The organism is Cupriavidus sp. HE11 (genome assembly GCF_056097175.1).
Window position 1 is genome coordinate 1,905,861 of the sequence record NZ_CP184465.1, and the last position, 22,259, is coordinate 1,928,119.

Annotated in this window: 22 protein-coding genes; 3 read left to right on the forward strand and 19 right to left on the reverse strand. The window is 66.7% G+C overall.

The window, feature by feature from the left end:
• Positions 1-8: 8 nt before the first annotated feature.
• The 5 genes from ACOABP_RS25895 to araD all read right to left on the reverse strand — a co-directional run bounded on the left by ACOABP_RS25895 (position 9) and on the right by araD (position 5,498).
• The gene (locus ACOABP_RS25895; RefSeq protein WP_474228531.1) at positions 9-911 is read right to left on the reverse strand and encodes an intradiol ring-cleavage dioxygenase; all 903 of its coding nucleotides are present in this window, start codon (positions 909-911) and stop codon (positions 9-11) included.
• 119 nt (positions 912-1,030) lie between these two features.
• Positions 1,031-1,969, reverse strand: a complete 939-nt coding sequence (locus ACOABP_RS25900; protein ID WP_474228532.1) for a 2-hydroxyacid dehydrogenase — start codon at positions 1,967-1,969, stop codon at positions 1,031-1,033.
• 42 nt (positions 1,970-2,011) lie between these two features.
• On the reverse strand, positions 2,012-2,980 hold the full coding sequence (locus ACOABP_RS25905; RefSeq protein ID WP_474228533.1) for a Bug family tripartite tricarboxylate transporter substrate binding protein: 969 nt from the start codon (positions 2,978-2,980) through the stop codon (positions 2,012-2,014).
• Between the two features lie 49 nt (positions 2,981-3,029).
• Positions 3,030-3,749 carry a ribonuclease activity regulator RraA gene (locus ACOABP_RS25910; protein WP_474228534.1) on the reverse strand — a complete coding sequence of 240 codons (720 nt, stop codon included), beginning with the start codon at positions 3,747-3,749 and terminating at the stop codon, positions 3,030-3,032.
• A gap of 9 nt (positions 3,750-3,758) precedes the next feature.
• Entirely contained in the window at positions 3,759-5,498 is a 1,740-nt protein-coding gene (gene araD, locus ACOABP_RS25915; RefSeq protein ID WP_474228535.1) for an L-arabinonate dehydratase, read from the reverse strand.
• Between the two features lie 152 nt (positions 5,499-5,650).
• Between araD and ACOABP_RS25920 the strand changes: the two genes are divergently transcribed.
• Together ACOABP_RS25920 and ACOABP_RS25925 are read left to right on the forward strand one after the other, a co-directional pair.
• Positions 5,651-6,352, forward strand: a complete 702-nt coding sequence (locus tag ACOABP_RS25920) for a GntR family transcriptional regulator (protein ID WP_474228536.1) — start codon at positions 5,651-5,653, stop codon at positions 6,350-6,352.
• Positions 6,353-6,530: 178 nt separating this feature from the next.
• A complete protein-coding gene (locus ACOABP_RS25925) occupies positions 6,531-6,788 on the forward strand; it encodes a helix-turn-helix domain-containing protein (protein ID WP_474228537.1) in 258 nt (85 codons plus the stop codon).
• A 35-nt stretch (positions 6,789-6,823) separates the two neighbouring features.
• On the opposite strand, the gene ACOABP_RS25930 is transcribed toward ACOABP_RS25925, so the two are convergent.
• The 9 genes from ACOABP_RS25930 to fliF all read right to left on the reverse strand — a co-directional run bounded on the left by ACOABP_RS25930 (position 6,824) and on the right by fliF (position 17,310).
• The gene (locus ACOABP_RS25930) at positions 6,824-8,302 is read right to left on the reverse strand and encodes an SLC13 family permease (protein ID WP_474228538.1); all 1,479 of its coding nucleotides are present in this window, start codon (positions 8,300-8,302) and stop codon (positions 6,824-6,826) included.
• 119 nt (positions 8,303-8,421) lie between these two features.
• On the reverse strand, positions 8,422-9,084 hold the full coding sequence (alkB, locus tag ACOABP_RS25935; protein WP_474228539.1) for a DNA oxidative demethylase AlkB: 663 nt from the start codon (positions 9,082-9,084) through the stop codon (positions 8,422-8,424).
• Positions 9,085-9,119: 35 nt separating this feature from the next.
• A complete protein-coding gene (locus ACOABP_RS25940; protein WP_474228540.1) occupies positions 9,120-10,169 on the reverse strand; it encodes an alpha/beta fold hydrolase in 1,050 nt (349 codons plus the stop codon).
• A gap of 200 nt (positions 10,170-10,369) precedes the next feature.
• Entirely contained in the window at positions 10,370-11,851 is a 1,482-nt protein-coding gene (locus ACOABP_RS25945; RefSeq protein WP_474228541.1) for a flagellar hook-length control protein FliK, read from the reverse strand.
• A gap of 16 nt (positions 11,852-11,867) precedes the next feature.
• Entirely contained in the window at positions 11,868-12,320 is a 453-nt protein-coding gene (fliJ, locus tag ACOABP_RS25950; RefSeq protein ID WP_474228543.1) for a flagellar export protein FliJ, read from the reverse strand.
• On the reverse strand, positions 12,313-13,764 hold the full coding sequence (gene fliI / locus ACOABP_RS25955; protein ID WP_474228544.1) for a flagellar protein export ATPase FliI: 1,452 nt from the start codon (positions 13,762-13,764) through the stop codon (positions 12,313-12,315). The genes fliJ and fliI overlap by 8 nt, the downstream gene beginning before the upstream one ends.
• Positions 13,757-14,632, reverse strand: a complete 876-nt coding sequence (fliH, locus tag ACOABP_RS25960; protein ID WP_474228546.1) for a flagellar assembly protein FliH — start codon at positions 14,630-14,632, stop codon at positions 13,757-13,759. Before fliH ends, fliI begins: the two co-directional genes overlap by 8 nt.
• On the reverse strand, positions 14,619-15,638 hold the full coding sequence (gene fliG, locus ACOABP_RS25965) for a flagellar motor switch protein FliG (RefSeq protein ID WP_474228548.1): 1,020 nt from the start codon (positions 15,636-15,638) through the stop codon (positions 14,619-14,621). The genes fliH and fliG overlap by 14 nt, the downstream gene beginning before the upstream one ends.
• Positions 15,625-17,310: a flagellar basal-body MS-ring/collar protein FliF gene (gene fliF / locus ACOABP_RS25970; RefSeq protein ID WP_474228550.1), complete on the reverse strand. Its 1,686-nt coding sequence runs from the start codon at positions 17,308-17,310 to the stop codon at positions 15,625-15,627. Before fliF ends, fliG begins: the two co-directional genes overlap by 14 nt.
• Positions 17,311-17,668: 358 nt before the next feature.
• Here fliF and fliE point away from each other — a divergent pair, with 358 nt between their 5' ends.
• A complete protein-coding gene (fliE, locus tag ACOABP_RS25975; protein ID WP_066741906.1) occupies positions 17,669-17,992 on the forward strand; it encodes a flagellar hook-basal body complex protein FliE in 324 nt (107 codons plus the stop codon).
• 114 nt (positions 17,993-18,106) lie between these two features.
• Here the strand turns inward: fliE and ACOABP_RS25980 are convergent, their stop codons facing one another.
• Genes ACOABP_RS25980 through ACOABP_RS26000 form a run of 5 tightly spaced genes read right to left on the reverse strand, consistent with a single transcriptional unit; the run spans position 18,107 to position 22,256 of the window.
• Complete coding sequence (locus ACOABP_RS25980; RefSeq protein WP_474228552.1) at positions 18,107-18,754, reverse strand: LbetaH domain-containing protein; 648 nt, start codon at positions 18,752-18,754, stop codon at positions 18,107-18,109.
• Entirely contained in the window at positions 18,751-19,398 is a 648-nt protein-coding gene (locus tag ACOABP_RS25985) for a GNAT family N-acetyltransferase (RefSeq protein WP_474228553.1), read from the reverse strand. Before ACOABP_RS25985 ends, ACOABP_RS25980 begins: the two co-directional genes overlap by 4 nt.
• 1 nt (position 19,399) lies before the next feature.
• A complete protein-coding gene (locus ACOABP_RS25990) occupies positions 19,400-20,527 on the reverse strand; it encodes a DegT/DnrJ/EryC1/StrS family aminotransferase (RefSeq protein WP_474228554.1) in 1,128 nt (375 codons plus the stop codon).
• A complete protein-coding gene (gene rfbC, locus ACOABP_RS25995) occupies positions 20,527-21,078 on the reverse strand; it encodes a dTDP-4-dehydrorhamnose 3,5-epimerase (RefSeq protein ID WP_474228556.1) in 552 nt (183 codons plus the stop codon). Before rfbC ends, ACOABP_RS25990 begins: the two co-directional genes overlap by 1 nt.
• The gene (locus ACOABP_RS26000; protein ID WP_474228557.1) at positions 21,075-22,256 is read right to left on the reverse strand and encodes a methyltransferase domain-containing protein; all 1,182 of its coding nucleotides are present in this window, start codon (positions 22,254-22,256) and stop codon (positions 21,075-21,077) included. Before ACOABP_RS26000 ends, rfbC begins: the two co-directional genes overlap by 4 nt.
• Between the last annotated feature and the right edge of the window lie 3 nt (positions 22,257-22,259).

Sequence of the window (22,259 nt, forward strand, 5' to 3'; positions counted from 1 at the left end):
CGACGGCCCTAAGACTTGATGCCTGGCACCAAGGCGGCCACGCGCGCGTCGCCGTCCAGCGCCGCGTGCGGGCCGTGGCCCGGCGGGGGGCCAGGTGGCGGCCCTGGAGGAGATCCGGGGGGAGATCCCATCGGCGGGCCCTCGGGTGATCCTGGCGATCCCGGCGGGCCGGGCGGGAACGATTCGGGTGGCGCCGTCACCGTCGGGTCCACCACCAGCATCAGCGTGGCGATATAGCGGTTCTTTGCCTCGCGCACGGCGCCAAATACCGTGTCGCCGGCCCGCAGCGCGATGCCGTCGTTGCTGTTCAGCGTCTCGCGCAGTCGCTTGCGGCGGTAGGCCGGCAGCTGCGTGTACAGGTACTCGTTGAGCGCATCGGGCAGAAAGCACTGCGTGGTCAGCAGCGTGCGGCGCCCGTCGATCACCTTCATGTGCAGGTGCGTGGCGCGGCCTTCATACCACCCCGGATAGATCGTGCGGAACGCGGCCACGCCATCGGCGCCCACAGGCTGGCTGCCGCGCAGGAAGGTCTGGCCTTTGGTGGACACCCGCTGGTCGTGATCGTCGAACTGACCGGCATAGCCCGAGTACACGCCCGCGGCGTTGCAGTGCCAGAGATCCACGCGCTTGCCGGCCAGGGGCCGGCCGTGGACATCGACCACCGTGAAGCGGATATCGAGCGGCACGCCCGACTGCCCCTCGGTAATGTCCTGGCGGACCTTGCCTGCATCGAAGTAGAACGGCCCCTCGGTGGTCTGCGCCGTCAACGGGAGCGTGGTGGCGCTGGGCAAGGCCTGCGCGCCGGCAGATGCCGGGCGCGACAGCGTGACCAGGCCGGCGCCGCCGAGGGCGGCCGCCAGCAGATGCCGGCGGCGCGAGGTGGATGGCGGCTGCGAAGAATTTGCGGACATCGCATCTTCCATCAGGAAATGAGATGTCCAGTGTAGCGCCGGGCCGTTGGCGGCAGTATTTCCGCTCTGTGTCGACCCGGCTACGCTTTTTTCGACGGCAGCCGCTGGGCTGCGCAGGTTCAGATGGCCGACTTCAGGACCGTGCCGGTAGCGAAGAAGCTCTGCAGGTTGTCAAACACCAGTCCGGCCATTGCCGCGCGGGTCTCGTGCGTGCCGCTGGCAACGTGCGGCAGCAGCACGACGTTATCCAGGCCGAACAGCGCTTCGGGCACCTTGGGCTCATGCTCGAACACGTCCAGGCCGGCACCGGCAATACGCTTGTGCGTCAGGGCATCGACCAGCGCCGCTTCGTCGACCACGGTGCCGCGCGCGATATTGATCAGGTAGCCCTGCGGACCCAGCGCCGTCAGCACATCGGCAGACACCAGATGGCGCGTCTCGGGGCCGCCCGATGCCGCGATCACCAGGAAGTCGGCCCATTCGGCCAGTGCCTGCAGCGACGGCTCGAAGCCGTAGGGCACGCCATCCTGCGCCTTGCGGCCAAAGTAGCGCACTTCCATGTCGAAGCCGGTGGATCGTTTGGCGATGACCCGGCCGATGCGGCCCATGCCGACGATGCCCAGACGCTTGCCGCTGACACGCGTGGTCAGCGGGTACGGGCCCTTGAGCCAGTTGCCACGGCGCACGTAGCGGTCGGCGGCGCTGACCTGGCGCGCCGCGTCCATCAGCAGCGCAAACGCGGTATCGGCCACGCAGTCGTTGAGCACGTCGGGCGTGTAGCCCACGGCAATGCCGCGCGCGCGGGCAGTGTCCAGGTCCAGCTTGTCCAGGCCGACGCCGAAGCTCGAGATCACGCGCAGGTTCGGCAGCGTGGCAAGCATTGCGGCGTCAACGCCGGTGGCGGCGCGCGTGGTCATCGCCACGAACTCGCCACCGTGCTGCGCCAGATACGCGGCGGGATCGCCTTCGGCCCAGAGCGGATGCACGTCGAAATGCTCGGCCAGACGGGCTTCGGTCTGTTCCGGGAGCCGGCCATGCTGCAGGAGGCGGGGTTTCATGCGAGAAGAGTCCTTTTGTTATGGAAATGTCCGGGCGCGCGATCAGTCGGCGCTCAGGTGATTATCGGCGATGATCCTTGCGTAACGCTTGCGGTCGTTGGCGATGGTCTCGGCAAACTGCTGTGGCGTGCTGCCTACCGGAATCGCACCCTGTTCGATCAGCTGCTTCTTGACCTCGGGCATGGCGACCACCTTCTTCACATCGGCCGCGATCTTGTCGACGATGTCTTTCGGCGTGCCGGCGGGCGCCAGCAGGCCCACCCACGAGCCGGACTCGGCATTCTGGATGCCGGCCTCGGCCAGCGTGGGCACGTCCGGCATCGACGGCGAGCGGACACTGCCGGTCACGGCCAGCGCACGCAACTTGCCGGCCTTCACGTGGCCGGTGGTTTCCAGGATCGACGCGAACAGCATGTCGACGTTGCCGGCCATCAGGTCGGTCATGGCCGCGCCGCCGCCCTTGTAAGGCACGTGCAGCATGTCGGTGCCGGTGGCGGCCTTGAAGATCTCGCCCGACAGGTGCGGCGAGCCGCCCGTGCCCGAGCTGGCGAACGTCAGCTTGCCGGGCTTGGCCTTGGCCAGCGCCACCAGTTCCTTCGGTGTTTTGGCGGGCAGGCCTGGCGTGACCACCAGCGCGAACGGCAGCTCGGCCATCATCGTCACGGGCACGAAGCTGTCCGGCTTGTAGTTGAGCTTCTTGTACAGGAACGGGTTGATCGACTGCGTGCCGACATTGCCGGCCACCAGCGTGTAGCCATCGGGCTTGGCGCGCGCGGTCAGTTCCAGGCCGACATTGCCGGCGGCGCCGGGGCGGTTGTCCACCACCACCGGCTGGCTCCAGATCTGCGACAGCCGCTGCGCCACCAGCCGCGTGCCGATGTCGGTGCCGCCGCCGGGCGTGAACGGCACGATGATGGTAACGGGCCTGGTCGGCCATTCGCCCTGGGCGTGGGCGCCAAAGGCAGCGGTCATGGCCAGGGCCGCGGCGGCGATGCGGGCAATCTTCAACATGGGTTTGTCTCCGGAATTGTTATAGGTAGGTGTGTCTGGGCCGATCGCGTCAGCGTCCCTTGGTCTTGCGCCACGCGGCGAAATCCGCGCGCGCCTGTTCGGTGGTTGGCGGATAGAGCCCGATGATCGAGCGGCCGTTGCGCACTTCCTCGGTCACGAAGTCTTCGAACGCGGTCATTTCCACGGCCTCGGCGGCAATCTCCTCGGCGATGTGCCACGGAATGACGACCACGCCTTCGGCGTCGCCCACCATCACATCGCCCGGAAACACCGCCACGTCGCCGCAGCCGATCGGCACGTTGAACTCCAGCGCCTGATGCAGCGTCAGGTTGGTGGGGGCCGACGGACGATGGTGGTACGCAGGCATTGCCATCTGCGCGATCTCGGGCGAATCGCGGAAGCCGCCATCGGTGACGATGCCCGCGCCGCCGCGCTGCATCAGCCGCGTGACCAGGATCGATCCGGCCGATGCGGCACGGGCGTCCTTGCGGCTGTCGATCACCAGCACGGCGCCGGGCGGGCACTGCTCGATGGCCTGGCGCTGCGGATGGTTCGGGTCCTGGAACACGGTGATGGGGTTCAGGTCTTCGCGGGCCGGGATATAGCGCAGCGTGAACGCCTCGCCGACCATCGTGCCGGCGTCAGGGTTAAGCGGGCGCACGTCCTGGATGAACTGGTTGCGCAGGCCGCGCTTGAACAGCGCGGTACAGAGCGTGGCGGTGCTGACGGTCTTCAGCGCGTCGCGCAGGCTGGAACTGAGCGGGGTCATGGGGGTACCTCAGTAGATGCTCGGTTCGCCCACGGGCTCGCCGAAATCGGTTTGCAGGAAGTCGAAGTCGCAGCCGTCGTTGGCCTGGCGAACGTGGCGCGAGAACATGTAGCCGTAGCCGCGCGCATAGCGCGGGGGCAGCGGTGTCCATGCGGCGCGCCGCGCGGCCAGTTCTTCGTCGGACACCTCCAGGTGGATGCTGCGCTGGTCGATGTCCACCGAGATCAGGTCGCCGGTCTTCACCAGCGCGAACGGGCCGCCGATGTAGGCCTCGGGCGCCACGTGCAGGATGCAGGCGCCATAGCTGGTGCCGCTCATGCGCGCGTCGGACATGCGCAGCATGTCGCGCACGCCCTGTTTCACGAGCTTTTTCGGAATCGGCAGCATGCCCCACTCGGGCATGCCGGGGCCGCCCTGCGGGCCGGCGTTGCGCAGGATCAGGATGTGATCGGCCGTGACATCGAGGTTCTCGTTCTCGACGGCGGCCTTCATCGACGGATAGTCGTCGAATACCAGCGCCGGGCCGGTATGTTTGAAGAAGCGTTTCTCGCAGGCGCTGGGCTTGATCACGCAGCCGTCTGGCGCGATATTGCCGCGCAGCACGGCCAGCGCGCCTTCCTGGTACAGCGCGTTCTCGCAGGTGCGGATCACGTCGTCGTTGTGGACCTCGGCGCCGGCAATGTTCTCGCCCAGCGTGCGGCCCGTGACGGTGGGCGCGTCGAGATGGAGCTTGTCGCCAATGCGGTTCATCAGCGCCGGCAGGCCGCCGGCGTAGAAGAAGTCCTCCATCAGGTATTTGTCGCCGCTGGGCCGGATGTTGGCGATCACGGGTACATGGCGGCTCATGCGGTCGAAGTCGTCCAGGCCGATGTCATGGCCGGCGCGACGCGCCATCGCAACCACATGGATGATGGCGTTGGTGGAGCAGCCCGTCGCCATGGCTACCGCAATCGCGTTTTCGAACGACTCGCGCGTCTGGATGCGCTTTGGCGTCAGGTCTTCCCAGACCATGCCGACGATGCGCCGGCCCGCTTCGGAGCACATGCGGATGTGGTTGGCGTCGGCCGCCGGAATCGACGACGCACCGGGCAGCGTCATGCCGATGGTCTCGGCAATCGCGGTCATGGTGCTGGCCGTGCCCATCGTCATGCAGGTGCCGTGGCTGCGCGCGATGCCGCCCTCGATGCCGATCCATTCGGTCTTGCTGATATTGCCGGCGCGGCGCTCGTCCCAGAATTTCCAGGCGTCGGAGCCGGAGCCAAGAACCTGGCCCTTGTAGTTGCCGCGCAGCATCGGGCCGGCGGGCACGTAGATGGCCGGCACGCCAGCGCTGGTGGCGCCCATCAGCAGGCCAGGCGTTGTCTTGTCGCAGCCGCCCATCAGCACGGCGCCGTCGATCGGGTGCGAACGGATCAGCTCCTCGGTCTCGATGGCGAGCAGGTTCCGATAGAGCATGGTGGTCGGCTTGACCGAGCTCTCGGACAAGGAAATGGCCGGTAGCTCCACGGGGAAACCACCGGCCTGCAGGATGCCGCGCTTCACGTCTTCCACGCGCTGCTTGAAGTGCGAGTGGCAGGGGTTGATGTCTGACCACGTGTTGATGATGGCGATGAGCGGCTTGCCCATCCATTCATCGGGCGCGTAGCCCATCTGCATGATCCGCGAGCGATGCCCGGACGAGCGCAGGTCGTCGGGCGCGAACCAGCGCGCGCTGCGCAGCTGGTCCGGCGTCTTTTTATGTGCCGTCATCGTTGTCTCTTCCACCTATGAATCCTGCCAGTCGCCTAGTTGTACGATGACTGGGGTTTCTGGAATTAAAGCACTAATGTATTAGTACGTCAACGCGGAGATTTCCGCGACGCTTCGGCTAGAATCGCGCCGAACATTCCAGTCATTTACGCATGGCCGCCACGCTACCCAACCCTTCCGCGCAGTTCCAGTTCGACCGCACCCGCCAGGCGGCGCCGCAGGTGTTCGAGCATATGCGCGACCAGATCATCTCGATGGCGCTGCCGCCGGGCACAGTGCTGTCGCGCCCCGAACTGGCGTTGCAGTACGGCATCAGCCAGACACCCGTGCGCGACGCGCTGATGAGGCTGGCTGAAGAGGGGTTGGTCGACGTGTTTCCGCAGCACGCCACGCGCGTCAGCCGTATCGATGTGGCGTTGGCGCGGCAGGCGCATTTCCTGCGGCGGTCGGTGGAGGTGGAAATCGTCCGCACCCTGGCGGCCGCGCCCGATCCGGCGCTGGTGGAACGCCTGCGCGCCACGATTGCGCGCCAGCAGCGGATGCTCGAACTCGACGATCTGGCCGAGTTCACCGCCAACGACCAGTATTTCCATCGCCAGCTCTACGAGGCAGCCGCGGTGCCCGACCTGTTCGGGCTGGTGCGCCGCCAGAGCGGCCATCTGGACCGCCTGCGCCGGCTGCACCTGCCGATTCCGGGCAAGGCCAATGCGGTGCTGCGCGACCATACGGCGATTGTCGACGCGATTGCCGGCGGCAACGTGGCCGCGGCCGAGACCGCGCTGCGCGACCACTTGACCGGCACGCTCGCCAATGTCGAGGAAATCCGCTCGCGCTTCCGCGATTACCTGCGCTGACGCCCCCGCCCGCCAGGCCGGATTTGGCCCAGGCGTTTGTTTTTGGCAACGGCCGGCACGCCATCTACCCACTCCATGGGTAATGACACCGTTCGTGCATTCGCCAATGACGAAGAATTTGTCAATTGCTGGTGGAAATTGATAGATTCCAGATGTATTTACTGCCGGGTAACCCGAGATGTCCGCCAGAGTCACCATTACCAGCAGCGATCAACTGGGGCAGGTGCTCCAGGGCGCGCGCAAGATCGCCGGCCTGACCCAGGCCGACGCCGCCGCGCGGTTGGCCATCAGCCAGAGCCGCATTTCCCATATGGAGCTGAATCCGGAGACCATCAGCGTGGCGCAGTTGCTGGCGCTGCTGGGGGCCTACGACATGGATCTGCTCGTCGAGCCGCGTGCCGTGCGCGATGCGCTGCTGGAGAAGCTCGATTGGTAGCCCGGCGCGCGGCAGCCTGTGCCGCGTCCGGCCGGTCAGGGCAGGTAGCCCAGCAGCTTCCACCAGAAGTAATCCAGCGGCAGCAGCACCACGAGCGTGATGGCCGCCATGGTCAGGCAAAGCCGTGTGCCGTGGCGCAAGCCCACGCCACCAAGCTGCATCGCGATCACGATCGGCGGTGACTGGTACGGGAAGAACACCGTCGAGAACACCGGCACCTGCAGCATCAGCACCGATTCCAGCGGCAGCCCCGTGGCACTGGCCAGGTCGCGTGCCAGCGGCGTGAGCACGGCCGGCAGCGCGGGCAGCGTCGACATCATGCCCAGCACCGCGCCCATGGCCCCGATGGTGCCCACGTTGGCCGCCGTATGGCCCGGCGTCAGCGGCAGCACATGCAGCAGCCCCGCACTGATGGCACTGCCCAGCCCGGTGGATTCCACCACCGCCCCGAGCCCCAGGAAGCCGGCCACGTAGATCAGCGGCACCAGGTGCACCTGCTCGGTCAGCGCCTTGGGCGACACCAGGCCGATACCGGGCAGCAGGCAGACAATGCACGCGGCCAGCGAAATCCAGGCCGGCGAGATGCCATGCCACGCATCGGTGGCGAATCCGGCCACCGCCAGCGCCAGGATGACGGCCAGCACGCGCTCCTGCGCACCCATCGTGGTCTGCGTGGCGGGCGGCTGGGCCGGCATCGGGCCGTTTTCCGGAAACAGCTTGCAGATCACCCAGATCAGCACCACGGTCTTCAGCGCGCCCAGCACCGGGAAATGCAGCAGCAGGTAGCTGCCGTAGCTGAGGTTGATGTGATAGAGCGAGCTGGCCGCACCCAGCAGCACGCTATTCGGGATATTGGCCGGCAGGATGGCGGTGGGCGGCATGTAGCTGGCCGCCGCGACGGTCATCACCATGCCGATGCGGCCGTTCGATCCGGCGGCAAAGCCCAGCCGGTCGGCCAGCGCCAGCACGATCGGCATCAGCAGCAGCACGCGGCCAGTGGTAGAGGGCATCAGGAACGCCAGACCTACCGCGCTCAGCGCCACCGTGGTGATCACCTGCGGGTAAGTGCCCACCCGCTTGTGGAAGATGATGTCCGCCAGCCGCAGCGCCAGGCCGGTGCTGCGCAGCGCCACGCCAGTGACGGCGCCGCCGAACATCAGCCACCATGCCGTCGACGTGAATCCGGAGAACACCACCGTTGGCGGCGCGATATGGAAGACCACGGCGGACAGGAAGAACAGCAGCGTGGCCGTGGGCTCCGGCAGCACGCCGACGGCCCAGCAGGAAACCGTGGACAGTACCAGCGCGCCGGCCCAGATCAGCGCGGGCGGGGCATGCAGGGCGCTGCCCGCGATCCAGACCGCGCTGACGCAGGCGCCGATCAGCAGCGCGGCACGGATCGAATCGGCAGGGCGGCCAGCCAGTGGCGCGGGTTTGGGGGGCGAAGGGGGTGACGGGGGCGTCGGGGGTGTGGTTTCGGGACGTGCTTCGGCGCGGCCGGGTGTGGCTGACATCTTGGGTCTGTCTCGCGAGCGGGGCCGGTCGCATGGGGCGCCGATCCTGTTTTATGAGCAAATGTGCTGAGCCGCTATCGTATGGTTGTCTGCTGAAGCAGGCAACTGCCGCGCGCTGGTCAGCGCGTCTTGCGGAAGGTCAGGTTGATGCGCTCGCCGCCGGTAAGTGCGTGATCACCTGCGGCCAGCGGCGCAATGCCGTGGAATACCAGCCGCGACGGGCCGCCCCAGACCACCACGTCGCCATGCGCCAGCCGCACCCTGGCCGGACGATCCGCCCTGCGCAGGCCACCCCAGAGAAAGATGGCAGGCAGGCCCAGCGACACCGACACGATCGGCGCGCGCAGATCCAGTTCATCGCGATCCTGATGCAGGGAAAGCCTTGTACCGGGCTGGTACTGGTTGATCAGGCACGCGTCGGGCGCGAAACCGGGGTAGCCGGCAGCGTCGGCGGCGTCCAGCGCCAGCGTGCTGAAGTCGCCGGGCATGCCCGGCCAGGGCCGCCCTGTATCGGGATCGAGCGGGTCATAGCGATAGCCGGTGCGATCGGACACCCACCCCCGCTCACCGCAATTGGTCATTGCCACCGACATCCGCAGCCCTCCCGGCGTGATCAGGTGCCGGAACGGTGAGCCGGCGCTGACTTCGGCCACCGCCTGCAGCAGCGCAGGCCCGATATCGCGCGCAAAACCGCGCAGGACGACAGCACCCGGCCCCAGCGGCTCGACGGCAGGCGGCGTATCGGGATCGGCAGGAAGGGCGTCGAAGAGGTCGAAAGTCATGGCGGCCGCACATCAGGGCGGAGAACGCCCTCAATTTAGCGTATTTGCACCTTCCCCATTCCCTCCAGCAACGCCTTGTGAAATGCCGCCGGGTCCTGCATCTGCGGCGCGTGGCCCATTTCGGGGAATTCCACCAGTGTCGTGTTCGGGATGGCCTTTGCCGTGGCCTTTGCCAGTTCCGGATAGCGGCCCAGCTTCGGCTGTACGTCTGCCGGGGCGGCGTCCTTGCCGATGGCCGTGGTGTCCTTGTCTCCGATCATCAGCAGCGTAGGGGCCTGGATGGCGCCCATCTCGTAGACCACGGGCTGGGTGTAGATCATGTCGTAGAGCAGGGCGGAATTCCATGCCACGATCTGCTTGCCCGGGCCGCGGTACATGCCGGCCAGCATCTGCACCCATGGCTCGTACTCCGGCTTCCACTGGTTCACGTAGTAGGTGGACTTCTCGTAGTTGCGAATGCGGTCGGCCGTGGTGTTCAGCTCGCGCGCGTACCACTGGTCCACCGAGAGTGATGGCACACCCTTGGCCTTCCAGTCCTCGAGCCCGATCGGGTTCACCAGCACCAGCTGCCTGGTCTCCTGCGGATACATCAGCGCGTAGCGCATGGCGAGCATGCCGCCCGTGGAATGGCCCATCACGGTGACGTCGCGAATGCCGATCGACGACAGCAGGTCATGCGTGTTGCGTGCCAGTTGCTGGAACGTGTACTGGTAGTGCGCGGGCTTGGTCGACTTGCAGAAGCCCACCTGGTCCGGCGCCACCACGCGGTACCCTGCGCTGCTGAGCTGGCGGATGGTTTCCTGCCAGGTGGCGCCGCAGAAGTTCTTGCCATGCAGCAGCACCACGGCGCGGCCGTTCGGCTTCTCGGGTTTGACGTCCATGAACGCCATCTCGATGGGCTGTCCCTGGGACGAGAACTTGTAGCGCTGGACCGGATAGGGGTAGTCGAACCCTTCCAGCTCCGGGCCGTAGGCGGGCCCGATATCGGTCGGTTCGGCCGCGTGGGCCAGCGGGGCCAGGGTGGCGGTCAGCGCGAGGGCAGCGAGCAGGAAGGGGCGAACGCGGGACGGGCGAGAGCTGGGCATGGTCATTGGCCGGAGGTGTGAACGGTGGAGTGGGCAGCGGAGTGGACGGGTCAGGTTGACGCGAGGTAACCATATCGTCGCTCAAATGACCGCGCCGTGCGCGCTTAAGTTCCAGGTCGCCAGCATGAAAAAAGCCCGCCGTCCATCCCGCAAGGCGGGAGAGAAGGCGGGCTTTCCGGGAGGCGGAAAGGCCTGTGATGTCAGGCGAACGTATCCACCTCGCCACGTGCCAGCGTGCGCGGTGCGCGCGGCGTGGCAGGGGCGGCCGGTGCCGCCGTATCGTTGCCGAAGCCGGTGGACTGGCCGAAGCTGCCGCCGTTGCCGGCCTGGCGTTGCTGCTGCTGTTGCTGGCCGCCCGAGTTGGCCTGCGCAAAGCTGTCGGCGCCCACCGAGGTCTGGCCCAGCTGGATGCCTGCTTCGGCCATCGACGTGCGCAGGTGCGGCAGCGCGGCTTCCACGGCGGCGCGCACGGCCTGGTGCGGCGATACGAACTGTGCCTGGGCCTGATCGTTGACCACGTTCAGCACCACCTTCAGCGGGCCCAGGTTGGGCGGGTTCAGGTCGAGTTCGGCGGTCTGGTTGCCCTGGGTCGACAGGCGCACCATTTGCTGGCCCAGCGCCTGCGACCACTGGCTGTCGCCGACATTCGGGGCGATGACCGGGCGTGCGGCGGCTGCGGCGGCATTGGCCTGTGCAGCCTGCGCCGGCGTTTGCGCGGCGAGTGCCGATGCCATGGTGGCCGCGCTGCTGGCGTTGGTGGCGCCCGTGTCCACGCCTTCACCGGTGCGTGCGCTGGCCTGTGCGGCGGCGAACGGCGTGACCGGCGCCTGCGCCGGCTGGTTGCCTTGAGTGTTGTCGGCCGGCGCCAGGGCCGGCTGGTTCTGATGGCCCAGGTTGGCATGCTGCTGGCCGGCACCCTGGCCGCGTGCGTCCTGCGCGGCGGTCTGGGCCGGCGCCGTGACCGTGGCGGCGATCTTGTCCGCCGTGGTCGGGGCGTTGTTCTGCAGCGCGGCGCGTTGCTGGGCGATCAGCGCCAGCGTATCGGTCGGGCTCGCGGTGGTGCCCTTTGCGGCGATGTCGACGGTGGCGGCTGGCAGCTTCGCGTCGGCCTGCGCCTGCAAGGCTGCGGCATCGGCGGCCGGATCGGCTGCCGTGGTGGTCGTGGCGGCAGCGGTTGCAGCGGCGGCAGCGGCGGCCGTGCCCTGGCCCGACGGCAGTGCCGGCAGGCCATTGAGCGCGCCGGCATCGATGCCGGCCGTGCTGCCGGCGGCGGGCGCCTGCGGGGGCGGGGGCTGCGTCAGCAGCGCAGCGGCGGCCAGTGCGGCGGCAGCAGCGGCGGCATCGTCCGATGCGGTGTCGTCGGTCTTGCCGTCCTGTGCGTCATCGGACTTCGTGCCCGATTTGGCGGCAACCTTGCTGGTGTCCTTCTGGGGCAGCGCGTTGTTGGCGGCGGGCTGCTGCGGCTTTTGCGCAGCGCTGTCCTTCGCCGCGTCGGCCTGCTTGCTGTCCTTGGCCGGTACCTTTACCTGCGCGGCAGCCGGTGCGGATTGCTGGCCATCCTGGCGTGCGCGCGACAGTGCGTCCTGGAACGGATTGGCGTCGCCGCCCTTGCCCGTGTCCGGCGTCTTGAGATTGCCGAGGGCTGCGGCGGCGTTGCCGACGATCTGGCTGATATCGATCATTGTGGTCTTTGGCAGGTCAGTTGTGGCCGCTCGCCGGCTGGCGGGCAATGCGGGCCGCGTATTCGTCGTTGGCGCGCTGTTCGCGACGCGTGGCGATCTGTTGTTCGCGCACTTCGGCGCGCGTGATCAGCGTGTCGAAAGAGTTCTGCCGGCGCTTCTGCTGTTGCCAGTTGGCACGGCCGGCCAGCAGGTCGGCCTCGGCCTTGTCCAGCGCGGCGGTCTGCTGGCGGATGGCATGGTCCAGCGAGTCGAGAAAGCGCGAGAAATCCTGCCAGCGGCTGGACGTCATGCCTTCGGCGGCAATGGCCTGCATGCGCGCCCGGTACTCGTGGCGGTACTCGGTCAGCGCATGGAGCTGCTGCTCGGCCTGTGTCCGCAGGCCCTGCAGGCGGCCCAGTTCGCGGGCGGCCTTGTCGGTGTTGTCCTGGGCGATGTCGGCCAGCGTGTTCAGCGGCGAAGTCTTAGCCATGGTAGTTTGCTCCGATGGTCGCATGCAGCTGGGCAATCGACGCCTCGTAGTCGGCGCGCTCGTGGATGTCCTGCTGCAGGAATGCCTCCATGCGCGGATGCAGGCGGATCGCGAGGTCCAGCTCCGGATCGTTGCCGGGCACGTAGGCACCCACGCTGATCAGGTCGCGATTGCGCTGGTAGCGCGACATCAACTGCTTGAATCGCCGTACGGAGGCGAACTGCGGCGGTTCGATCAAGGCGGTCATGGCACGGCTGATCGACGCTTCCACGTCGATGGCCGGATAGTGGCCGGCTTCGGCAAGACTGCGCGACAGCACGATGTGGCCGTCGAGAATGGCGCGCGCCGAATCGGCAATCGGGTCCTGCTGGTCGTCGCCCTCGGTCAGCACGGTGTAGAAGGCGGTAATCGAGCCACCGCCCTCCGGGCCGTTGCCGGTGCGCTCCACCAGCGTGGGCAGCTTGGCGAAGACCGAAGGCGGATAACCCTTGGTGGCGGGCGGTTCGCCGATTGCCAGCGCAATCTCGCGCTGGGCCATCGCATAACGGGTCAGCGAGTCCATGATCAGCAGCACGTGCTGGCCCTTGTCGCGGAAATACTCTGCCAGGCGCGTCGCGTAGGCGGCGCCCTGCATGCGCAGCAGCGGCGAGCAGTCGGCCGGCGCGGCCACCACCACCGACCGCTTGCGGCCTTCCTCGCCGAGAATGTTCTCGATGAATTCCTTTACTTCGCGGCCGCGTTCGCCGATCAGGCCCACCACGATCACGTCGGCGTTGGTGTAGCGGGCCATCATGCCCAGCAGCACGGACTTGCCCACGCCGGAGCCTGCGAACAGGCCCATGCGTTGCCCACGGCCAACGGTCAGCATGCCGTTGATGGCGCGCACGCCAGTATCGAGCACCGTTTCGATCGGGGCACGCATCAGCGGGTTGATCTGCGCGCCCGAGAGCGGCACTTCGCTGGCGGCGGTGATCGGACCAAGTCCGTCAAGCGGGCGTCCGGCCGCGTCAAGCACGCGTCCGAGCAGGCCATCGCCCACGGGCAGGCGCTTCGAACCCGGCTCGCGCGGTGCGCTCACGCCCTTGGGCAGCGGCGACGGTTCCAGCGGATAGACGCGGGCGCCCGGCACCAGGCCGGCCACGTCCGATTGCGGCATCAGGTAGAGGCGGTCGGCGCCAAAGCCCACCACTTCGGCTTCGGCGGTGCGCGGGCCGCCATGCGAATGCTGGCCGCCCGGCAGTTCGATCAGGCAATCGCTGCCCACGGGCATGCGCAGGCCCACGGCTTCGAGCACCAGGCCGGCGGCGCGCGTCAGACGGCCGCACGCGCGCTTGCTGTCGATCTCTGCGATGTTCGACGATGCGGTAGCCAGCGCATCGCGCCAGCGGCCGGTATGGGCTGCGGCTGAAGCGGTGTCGGGCGCCGTGGCCTGGGGCTCATGCATGCGGGGGCTCCCACGGATCGTTGCGGCCCAGGGCCTTGATCACGCGCTCCCAGCGCGTTGCCAGCGAGCCGTCCAGTTCGCCGCTGGCGGCGCTGGCGATGCAGCCGCCGCGTGCCACGGCGGCATCGGCGCGCAGCGTCCACCCGGCGGCTTCGAGTTCGCCCTTCAGGTGGGTTTCCACCAGCGTCACGTCTTCGGGGTTGAGCAGCAGGCAGGGCGCGCCGGACAGCGGCGGCTCGGCGTTGATCAGTTCGCGTGCGGCCGGAACCAGCGCGGCCGGATCGATTTCCATCGTCTTGCGCACCAGCTGGCGTGCCACGTCGAGCGCCAGGGAAATCAGCGCATCGGAGATGTCCGTATCGACACGGCCCAGCGCGTCGCGGAAGTTGCCGGCCAGTTCCTGCAGGCGTGCGGCTTCGCTGCGGGCCGATTCCAGGCCGCGGGCATAGCCTTCGCGGTGGCCGTCGCCGTAGCCCTGGGTCTGGCCCTGGGTGTAGCCCTGAGCGTAGCCTTCCTTGCGGGCGCCGTCGCGCATCGCGTCCAGCGCGGCAAAGTCGATCGGGGGCGGGGGCGGAGGTTCGACCGGCAACTGCGCGGCCAGCACCTTCTTCAGGGCGTCGCGAGGATCGAGCGATTCGGGTTGCCAGCGCTTCCAGGCGTCGCCGCCCATGCTGGAGCGCACGGGCGGCTCGAAACCCTGGAAGCCTTCGTCGCTGCGGTGGACATTGGTGAGCCCGCCGGAGAGGCCGCCCGACAGGCCGCCGGAAAGCTTGTCCGAGCCCTGCGCCGCGCCAGGCGCGCCGAAGAATCCGGGATCGCCGCGGCCCGGGCCGCGGCCTGCGGCAAAGCCGCGTTCAAACGTAGGCATCGTCGCCTCCGCCAATCTGGATTTCGCCGGCCTCGGCCAGGCGCCTCACCACCTGCAGGATGGCCTTCTGTTCGGCCTCGACCTGCGACACACGCACCGGACCCAGGGCTTCCAGGTCCTCGCGCAGCATTTCGCCGGCACGCGTCGACATGTTGCGGATGAACTTGTCGCGCAGTTCCTGCTGCGCGCCCTTGAGCGCGACGATGAGCGATTCGGTAGCCACTTCCTTGAGCACGCGCTGGATGCCGCGATCGTCCACTTCCAGCAGGTTCTCGAACAGGAACATCTCGTCGATGATCTTCTGTGCCAGGTCGGCGTCGTGCGTGCGCACGCCGTCGATGACCGCTTCCTCGTGGGCCGTGCTCATCAGGTTGATGATCTCGGCCGCCGTGCGGACACCGCCCATGCGGCTGCGCTTCAGGCTCTGGCCTGCCAGCAGCTTGGTCAGCACGTCGGTCAGTTCCTGCAGCGCGCCCGGCTGTACGCCGCCGAACGTGGCGATACGCAGCACCACGTCGTTGCGCAGGCGTTCGGTGAAGAAGCCCAGCACTTCGGACGACTTCTGGCGGTCCAGGTGGATCAGGATCGTGGCGATGATCTGCGGATGCTCGTCCTTGATCAGCTCGGCCACCGTATTGGCTTCCATCCAGTTCAGCGAATCGATGCCACCGCCCGGGTCGCGCGATTCCAGGATGTCCTCGATCACCGACAGCGCGCGCTCTTCGCCCAGCGCCTTGTTCAGCACGCTCTTGATGAACGAGCTCGAATCGACGTTCAGCGCCAGGTACTGCTCGGTCTCGCCGCGGAACTCGGCCAGCACCTCGGCCATTTCCTCGCGGGTCACGGCCGACAGGTTTGCCATGGCGGAGCCCAGCTGCTGCACTTCGCGCGGCGACAGGTGCTTGAACACCTCGGCGGCCGAATCCTCGCCCACCGCCATCATCAGGATGGCGCTCTTCTGCAGGCCCTTCTCGGGCGCTCCCTTGCTAGCGTTAGCCTTCGTCATTTGCCATCCAGGTCTTGATTACGCTGGCGACCAGGCGCGGGTCGCGTTGCGCGGCGTCACGCACCAGGGCGAGATCGCTTTCATATTTCGCGGCCAGGCGCAGCACTTCCGGATTGGTTTCCTCTTCCGGCGGCGGCAGCACGGCTTCGGCTGCGTTGGCTTCCATGGCGTCGGTGGTGGCGGGCAGAGCCGGTGCGGTGTACTTGCGCAGCACCGGACGGGCCACCTTGAACCACAGGAACACGGCCAGCAGGGCAAGCAGCAGGTAGCCAACGCCGGTCTTCGCCAGGTCGATCATCTGCGGTTGCTTCCACAGCGGCAGTTCCGGTTCCGTCTTGCTGTCGGACGTGAACGGGCTGTTGACCACGTTGAGCGAATCGCCGCGTTCGGCCGAGAAGCCCATCGCTTCCTTGGTCAGGTTCTCGATCTGGGCCAGTTCCTTGGCGGACAGCGCCTCGGTGACCGGCTTGCCCTTGGCGTCGACCTTGCTGCGGTAGTTCACCACCACGGCCACCGACAGGCGCTTCACGCCGCCCGGCGCCTGCTGCACGTGGCGCACGCTGCGGTCAAGCTCGTAGTTGGTGGTGGCGTCGCGGCGGTTGCTGCTCGGGCCGGTCTTCTCGGCGGTCTGCGTGGCCTGGTTGGGCTGGGCCTGGGCCGGCGGGTTCGGCTGGCCGGGCTGGCGCGGCGGCTGCGGCGTGGTCACCGGGGCCACGGCGGCGGCGGGCGGCTGGTTGGACAGCGCGCCGGGCACGCCACCCACGGCCGAACCACCCTGCTGGTTCGATTCGCTGGTCTGCTGGCTGCGGATCGCGGCCTTGGTCGGGTCCTGGTTCGGCTTGAAGCTTTCGTCGGTATGTTCCACCGACGAGAAGTCGACATCGGCCGTCACCTGGGCATGGACGTTTTCCTTGCCCAGGATCGGGGCCAGGATCGATTCCACGCGCTTGACGTAGCTCTGTTCCACCTGCTGCACGAACTTGAGCTGGGTGGCGTCCATCGAGCGATCGTTGCTGCCAGACAGCAGGTTGCCCTGCTGGTCGACGATGGAGATCGATTTCGGCGTCAGTTCGGGCACGCTCGACGACACCAGGTGCGTGATGGCGGCCACCTGGCCTTCATCGACCGCGCGGCCCGGGTAGAGCTGCAGCACCACCGAAGCGGTGGGCTTCTGGCGCTCGCGCACGAACAGCGTGGGCTTGGGGATGGCCAGGTGGACACGGGCCGACTGCACCGCGCCGATCGACTCGATCGACCGTGCCAGCTCGCCTTCCAGGCCACGCTGGTAGTTCACCTGTTCGGCAAACTGGCTGATGCCGAACTTCTGGTTGTCCATCAGTTCCATGCCCGTGGTACCGCTCTTGGGCAGGCCCTGGCTGGCCAGGCGCAGACGCGTCTCGGCAACCTTGTCGGACGGCACCATGACGGCGCCGCCGCCTTCGGCGAACTTGTACGGCACGTTCATCTGCTGCAGTGACTGGATCACTGCACCGCCGTCGCGCTCGGACAGGTTGGTGTACAGCACCTTGTAGTCCGGCTGGCGCGACCACATGACGCCCACGGCAATGGCGGCAACCAGTGCCGCGCCGCCCAGCATCATGGGCAGGCGCGGATTGCCCTTGAGCTTCTCGACCAGGGCCGCGCCGTTCGGCAGGGTGGCGGCCGCGTTCATGCGCACGTCTCCGGCTTGGCCGGGCATTCCCTGCCCTTACCACTCTGGCCTTCGCTGCCGTTAATCATCTCGGCACGGCTCACTTTACGCTGCTGAAAAAACACGCGCACTCCCCGCGATAGTTGAATTCCATGGACTCAGGCGGCGAGACAAGAACCCGTCGATCCGCCAGATCCGGCACGGTAGCGATGATCGGGCAGACGGGCGCTGAACAATCGGCTGAATAGGCGATGTTTTCCAGCCGATTTCAGCCTTTGGACAAAGACGGGCCGCCAGTACAGTGCGAGGGCTGAAACAGGATGGCGTGTATTGTTTTCGTCACATTAATCCTGTCCCGACTGACCAACCTGTACGTGCCATGACCATTTCTTCCATCGAGGGCATGCTCCAGCAACTGCGCGGCCTGGCGCAGGTAGCTGGCGGCGGAACCACCTCGTCCCAGGCGGCTTCGGCCGCCACGGCTGGCTTTGCCGGCGAACTGCAACGCTCGCTGCAACGCCTGAACGCCACCCAGGAACGCGCCTACGGGCAAGCCGAGGCTTTCGAAGTGGGCAAGCCCGGCGTGTCGCTCAACGACGTGATGATCGACATGCAGAAGGCCAATATTTCCTTCCAGACCACCGTGCAGGTGCGCAACCGCCTGGCGGCTGCCTATCAGGAAATGATGAACATGCCGGTCTGACACCCGGTACGCGTCTGGCGCGCTGCGGCGCGCCACGGCAAAAAGGCCATGCCCGCGTCAAGCGGCATGGCCTTTTTGCTATCTGCTATCTGTTTCCGGCTGCGACGACCGGGCTCAGACGCGGAAGTACTCCTCCGCCGCGCGTTCCCTGGCGGGCTTGCAGACCAGGTCGCCGGCCTGGCCGGCATAGACCAGGCAGTTGCCCGGCGTTTCGCGATTGAGCACGCTGACGCCCTGCGCCACCACCGAGTTGTCGCGCACGTGGCTGCGGCCGATGATGGCCGTATTCGGGTACATCACCACGCCGTCGCCAATGACCGGCGCGACACCATGGTTCTTGCCGACCGTGGAGTTCTGGTACAGCACCAGGTAGTTGCCGTAGGTGGCCTTGGCCAGCACGATGCCCACCGAGTGCCCGATAAGGAACACCTCGGGCATCTCGATCTCGTAGAAGAGGTCGATGGCGTTGAGGGCCTTGTTGAGGCCGAACAGCTTGGTCGCCACAGTCAGGTCACCGTTGTCGCGCCAGATGCAGTTCGACAGGTAGTACAGGAATGTGGAGTACTGACTCGAATGCAGGTAGTTGAATTCGCCCGGTCGCCACATCCGAACCGCATCCACGCATCGCGCAGTACGAGCCAGTGCATCGTCGAGGTAGCGGTCGATCGTGGCGCGATGATCGGCGCCATCCGGAAAGAAATTGGCCAGCTGCGCGTTGACGTAGCTGACCAGTCCGGAACGATGGGTCCCAGTGAGGTTCATGCGGGGGCGTGATAGTCCATGTACACCAGCGAGGCCGCGGCATTGTTCATGACAGGGTCCTCGTACCAGCGCACCATGTGTTCTGTGCGTTCGACGTTCAACGGCACGCGCTTCTGTTCCACGAATCCCACCTTCCGGTAGAACTCCAGCGCCGTGTTGTCCGAACGGACCCGAACGGCCAGGTGCGACAGGCCAAGCTGGTCGTCGGCCCAGCGCAGCATGGTCTGCAGTGCTTCCTTCATCAGGCCGCGCGGCGACTCGCCGCCGCTGACGATGGCGTCGGCTTCACCGTAGCCGGTTTCCCAGTCGATGAAGTCGATGCCGATATGCCCCAGCGGCTTGCCATTCAGGTCTTCGACCATGAACAGCAGCTTCGACGGATTGGCGTGGACGAAATCGACGAGCCATCGCTCGGTACGCGCGGCGTGCGAGACGAACTCCGTCAGGAACGACTTGACGTAGCGGTTGCGCCATTCGCTGAGCAGTTCCAGGTCTGTCTGCGAAATGCAACCCTCGCGGGTGGGAATGGGGCGCAGGACCGCCCGCACGGGGCGGCCCACGGGAATCGACACCGAGATCCGATTCATCGCGGCGCTGGCCTTGATACTGGCGATCAGCGCCTGTCCGGCGGGCTGGTGGGTCATGTCACACCTGTGTTTCGAAGTACTGGCGAACCTTGGCGGCCACCTCGGCCACGATGGCCAGATCCATCTTCGAGTACAGCGGCAGAGACAGGATCTCCTTGCCCACGCGGTCGGTCACGGACAGATCGCCGGCCTTGCAGTCCTTCCACAGCGTGAACCAGTGGCCCGGTTGCCAGTGGATGCCGGTGTCCACGCCGTTTTCCTTGAGCCATGCGCGCAGGTTGTCGCGGTGGACTTCGGGGACGCGGATGTAGTACAGGAACGGGTTCACTTCCTCGAAGCTCGACTTCGGCGTGCGCACCCTCGGCACGCCTGCCAGCAGGCGGCTGTATTCCTTGCACGCGTTGCGGCGCGATTCGGCGATGACCGGCAGCTTGCGGATCTGGGCCAGGCCGACCGCACCGTGCATGTTGATCATGTGGTAGCGGTAGCCCACGCGCTCCACATCGAAGGTCCAGGCGCGCTGGTTCTTGTACATGACCGCGGCCGGCTGCTGCATGCCCAGTAGGCGCAGTTCATGCACGAGCTTCAGGTCTTCGGGCGAGCTCACGACAATCGTGCCGCCGTCCAGGCACGTCACGGTCTTGACCGGGTCGTGGCTGAACACGGTGATGTCCGAGAAGCTTCCCACCGGCTTGCCCTTGTAGTACGAGCCGAAGGAGTGCGCGGCGTCGTGGATCACGCGCAGGTTGTGGCGCTTGGCAAATGCGGCCACTTCGTCGTGGTCGCACAGCAGGCAGTCGTAGTCCATCACGATGATGGCTTTCGTGCGCGGCGTCACCAGCTTTTCGGCAGCCTTCAAGTCAATGCACAGCGTATCGTCCTCGCAGTCGCAGAACACGATGTCAGCGCCTACTTGCGTGATGACCTGGAAGTCCGCCGAGCAGTTGAATGACGATACGATCACCTCGTCGCCCGGGCCCACGCCAGCCACCAGCAGGCCGACGTGCAGGCCGGCGGTACCGGTGCTCAGGGCGGCCACGTACTTGTTCTCGTTGCCGATGATCTTCTTGACTTCTTCCTCGAAGGCGGATACATAGCTGCCCATGCCGAGCCAGCCCAGTTCCAGGGCTTCGCGGCTGGCCTGAATTTCTTCGGCCTCGATCAGCGGTTTGAACATCGGAATCATTACAGGTCTCCACAATCAGTTGGGTGGTTCCACAGGGGGTGCTGCAGGTCGCGCGGCGACAGCATGGGAGCGTCGCACGGCCATTTGATCTGGAATGCCGGATCGTTCCACCGCACGCCGGCGGCGTGCCCGGCGCTGTATCCGGCGCTCATCTGGTAAAACATCTCGGTGTTGTCGGACAGCGTGACAAAGCCGTGCGCCACGCCTTCCGGCGCGTAGAGCATCGTTGCGTCGTCGCTGTCCAGCTCGAATGCCTGCCATCGGCCAAAGCCGGGCGTGCCTTCGCGCAGGTCGAGCAGGACGTCATAGACGCGCCCGCGCAGCACGCGGATCAGCTTGGCCTCGGCATGCGGAGCTGTCTGGTAATGCATGCCGCGCAGGGTGCCGCGCTGCGCGGTGAACGATACGTTGCACTGCACCAGTGCGGGGTTGAGCCCCTGCGCTGCAAATTCGTCGGCACACCACATCCGCGCGAAATAGCCGCGCTCGTCGCGCAGCGGCTCGGGCTGCACCAGGCAGACGCCAGCGATTTCGGTGGCGATGAATTTCACACGCACTCCACGCGTGGAATGGGCACTACGAACTTACCACCCCATTCGCGGATATGCGCCAGTTGCCCGACGATCTCGTCGCGCAGGTTCCAGGGCAGGATCACGACGTAGTCGGGGCGCTGCGTGTCGATAGCCTCGGGTGCGAGCACGGGAATGCGCGTGCCCGGCAGCAGGGTGTTCTGCTTGTGCGGGTTGCGATCCACGGTGAAGTCGATCAGGTCGGTACCCACGCCACAGTAGTTGAGCAGCGTATTGCCCTTGGCCGGGGCACCGTAGGCGGCGACGCGCTTGCCGGCGCGGCGGGCTTCGATCAGGAACGCCAGCAAGTCGCGCTTGGTCGCCGCGACGGCCGAAGCAAAGGCCTGATACGGTTCCAGCGTGTCGAGCCCCGCGGCGCGCTCGGCGTCCAGGCAGGCGGCCACAGCCGGCGTCGTGGCGTGGCTGGCCTTTTCATGGCACAGGAACACACGCAGGCTGCCGCCGTGGGTGCCCAGGTGCGCGATGTCGAACACGCGCAGCCCGGCCCGTGCGAAAACGGGCAGCAGCGCCAGCAGCGACAGGTACGAGAAGTGTTCGTGATACAGGGTGTCGAACTGGGTCTGCTCGATCAGGCGCAGCAGATGCGGAAACTCCATCGTCACCACGCCCTCGGGCGCCAGCACGATCGGCATGCCGCCGACGAAGTCGTTCAGGTCGGGCACGTGTGCCAGCACGTTGTTGCCTAACAGCAGGTCGGCCTTCCAGCCTTCCTCGCGCAAGGCGGTGGCGGTCTCGCGGCCGAAAAAAACCTCGCGGGTCTGCACGCCTTTCTCGCGGGCCGCGGCGGCCGTGTTCGCCGTCGGCTCGACGCCCAGGCATGTGACGCCGGCCTGCACGAAGTACTGCAGGAGGTAGCCGTCGTTGCTGGCGATCTCGATGACCTTGCTTTTGCCCGCAATTTCGAAGCGGCCCGTCATGTCCTGGACATAGCGGCGCGCATGCTCGAGCCACGACGACGAGTACGACGAGAAGTACGCGTAGTCGTCGTGGAAGTGGGTGTCGGCGCTGGCCACGTCGCGCAATTGCACGAGCCAGCACTGGTCGCATACGAGAGCATGCAGCGGATAGAAGAACTCACCCCGCGCCGCGTTTTCCGGACGAATGAAGTGGTTCGAGATCGGCGACAGGCCCAGATCCACGAA

What these genes read in the sequence shown, in the direction of transcription:
- ACOABP_RS25895 (WP_474228531.1), bottom strand. Translation starts at nt 911, where the DNA reads ATGTCCGCAAATTCTTCGCAGCCGCCATCCACCTCGCGCCGCCGGCAT.
- ACOABP_RS25900 (WP_474228532.1), bottom strand. Translation starts at nt 1,969, where the DNA reads ATGAAACCCCGCCTCCTGCAGCATGGCCGGCTCCCGGAACAGACCGAA.
- ACOABP_RS25905 (WP_474228533.1), bottom strand. Translation starts at nt 2,980, where the DNA reads ATGTTGAAGATTGCCCGCATCGCCGCCGCGGCCCTGGCCATGACCGCT.
- ACOABP_RS25910 (WP_474228534.1), bottom strand. Translation starts at nt 3,749, where the DNA reads ATGACCCCGCTCAGTTCCAGCCTGCGCGACGCGCTGAAGACCGTCAGC.
- araD (WP_474228535.1), bottom strand. Translation starts at nt 5,498, where the DNA reads ATGACGGCACATAAAAAGACGCCGGACCAGCTGCGCAGCGCGCGCTGG.
- ACOABP_RS25920 (WP_474228536.1), top strand. Translation starts at nt 5,651, where the DNA reads ATGGCCGCCACGCTACCCAACCCTTCCGCGCAGTTCCAGTTCGACCGC.
- ACOABP_RS25925 (WP_474228537.1), top strand. Translation starts at nt 6,531, where the DNA reads ATGTCCGCCAGAGTCACCATTACCAGCAGCGATCAACTGGGGCAGGTG.
- ACOABP_RS25930 (WP_474228538.1), bottom strand. Translation starts at nt 8,302, where the DNA reads ATGTCAGCCACACCCGGCCGCGCCGAAGCACGTCCCGAAACCACACCC.
- alkB (WP_474228539.1), bottom strand. Translation starts at nt 9,084, where the DNA reads ATGACTTTCGACCTCTTCGACGCCCTTCCTGCCGATCCCGATACGCCG.
- ACOABP_RS25940 (WP_474228540.1), bottom strand. Translation starts at nt 10,169, where the DNA reads ATGCCCAGCTCTCGCCCGTCCCGCGTTCGCCCCTTCCTGCTCGCTGCC.
- ACOABP_RS25945 (WP_474228541.1), bottom strand. Translation starts at nt 11,851, where the DNA reads ATGATCGATATCAGCCAGATCGTCGGCAACGCCGCCGCAGCCCTCGGC.
- fliJ (WP_474228543.1), bottom strand. Translation starts at nt 12,320, where the DNA reads ATGGCTAAGACTTCGCCGCTGAACACGCTGGCCGACATCGCCCAGGAC.
- fliI (WP_474228544.1), bottom strand. Translation starts at nt 13,764, where the DNA reads ATGCATGAGCCCCAGGCCACGGCGCCCGACACCGCTTCAGCCGCAGCC.
- fliH (WP_474228546.1), bottom strand. Translation starts at nt 14,632, where the DNA reads ATGCCTACGTTTGAACGCGGCTTTGCCGCAGGCCGCGGCCCGGGCCGC.
- fliG (WP_474228548.1), bottom strand. Translation starts at nt 15,638, where the DNA reads ATGACGAAGGCTAACGCTAGCAAGGGAGCGCCCGAGAAGGGCCTGCAG.
- fliF (WP_474228550.1), bottom strand. Translation starts at nt 17,310, where the DNA reads ATGAACGCGGCCGCCACCCTGCCGAACGGCGCGGCCCTGGTCGAGAAG.
- fliE (WP_066741906.1), top strand. Translation starts at nt 17,669, where the DNA reads ATGACCATTTCTTCCATCGAGGGCATGCTCCAGCAACTGCGCGGCCTG.
- ACOABP_RS25980 (WP_474228552.1), bottom strand. Translation starts at nt 18,754, where the DNA reads ATGAACCTCACTGGGACCCATCGTTCCGGACTGGTCAGCTACGTCAAC.
- ACOABP_RS25985 (WP_474228553.1), bottom strand. Translation starts at nt 19,398, where the DNA reads ATGACCCACCAGCCCGCCGGACAGGCGCTGATCGCCAGTATCAAGGCC.
- ACOABP_RS25990 (WP_474228554.1), bottom strand. Translation starts at nt 20,527, where the DNA reads ATGATTCCGATGTTCAAACCGCTGATCGAGGCCGAAGAAATTCAGGCC.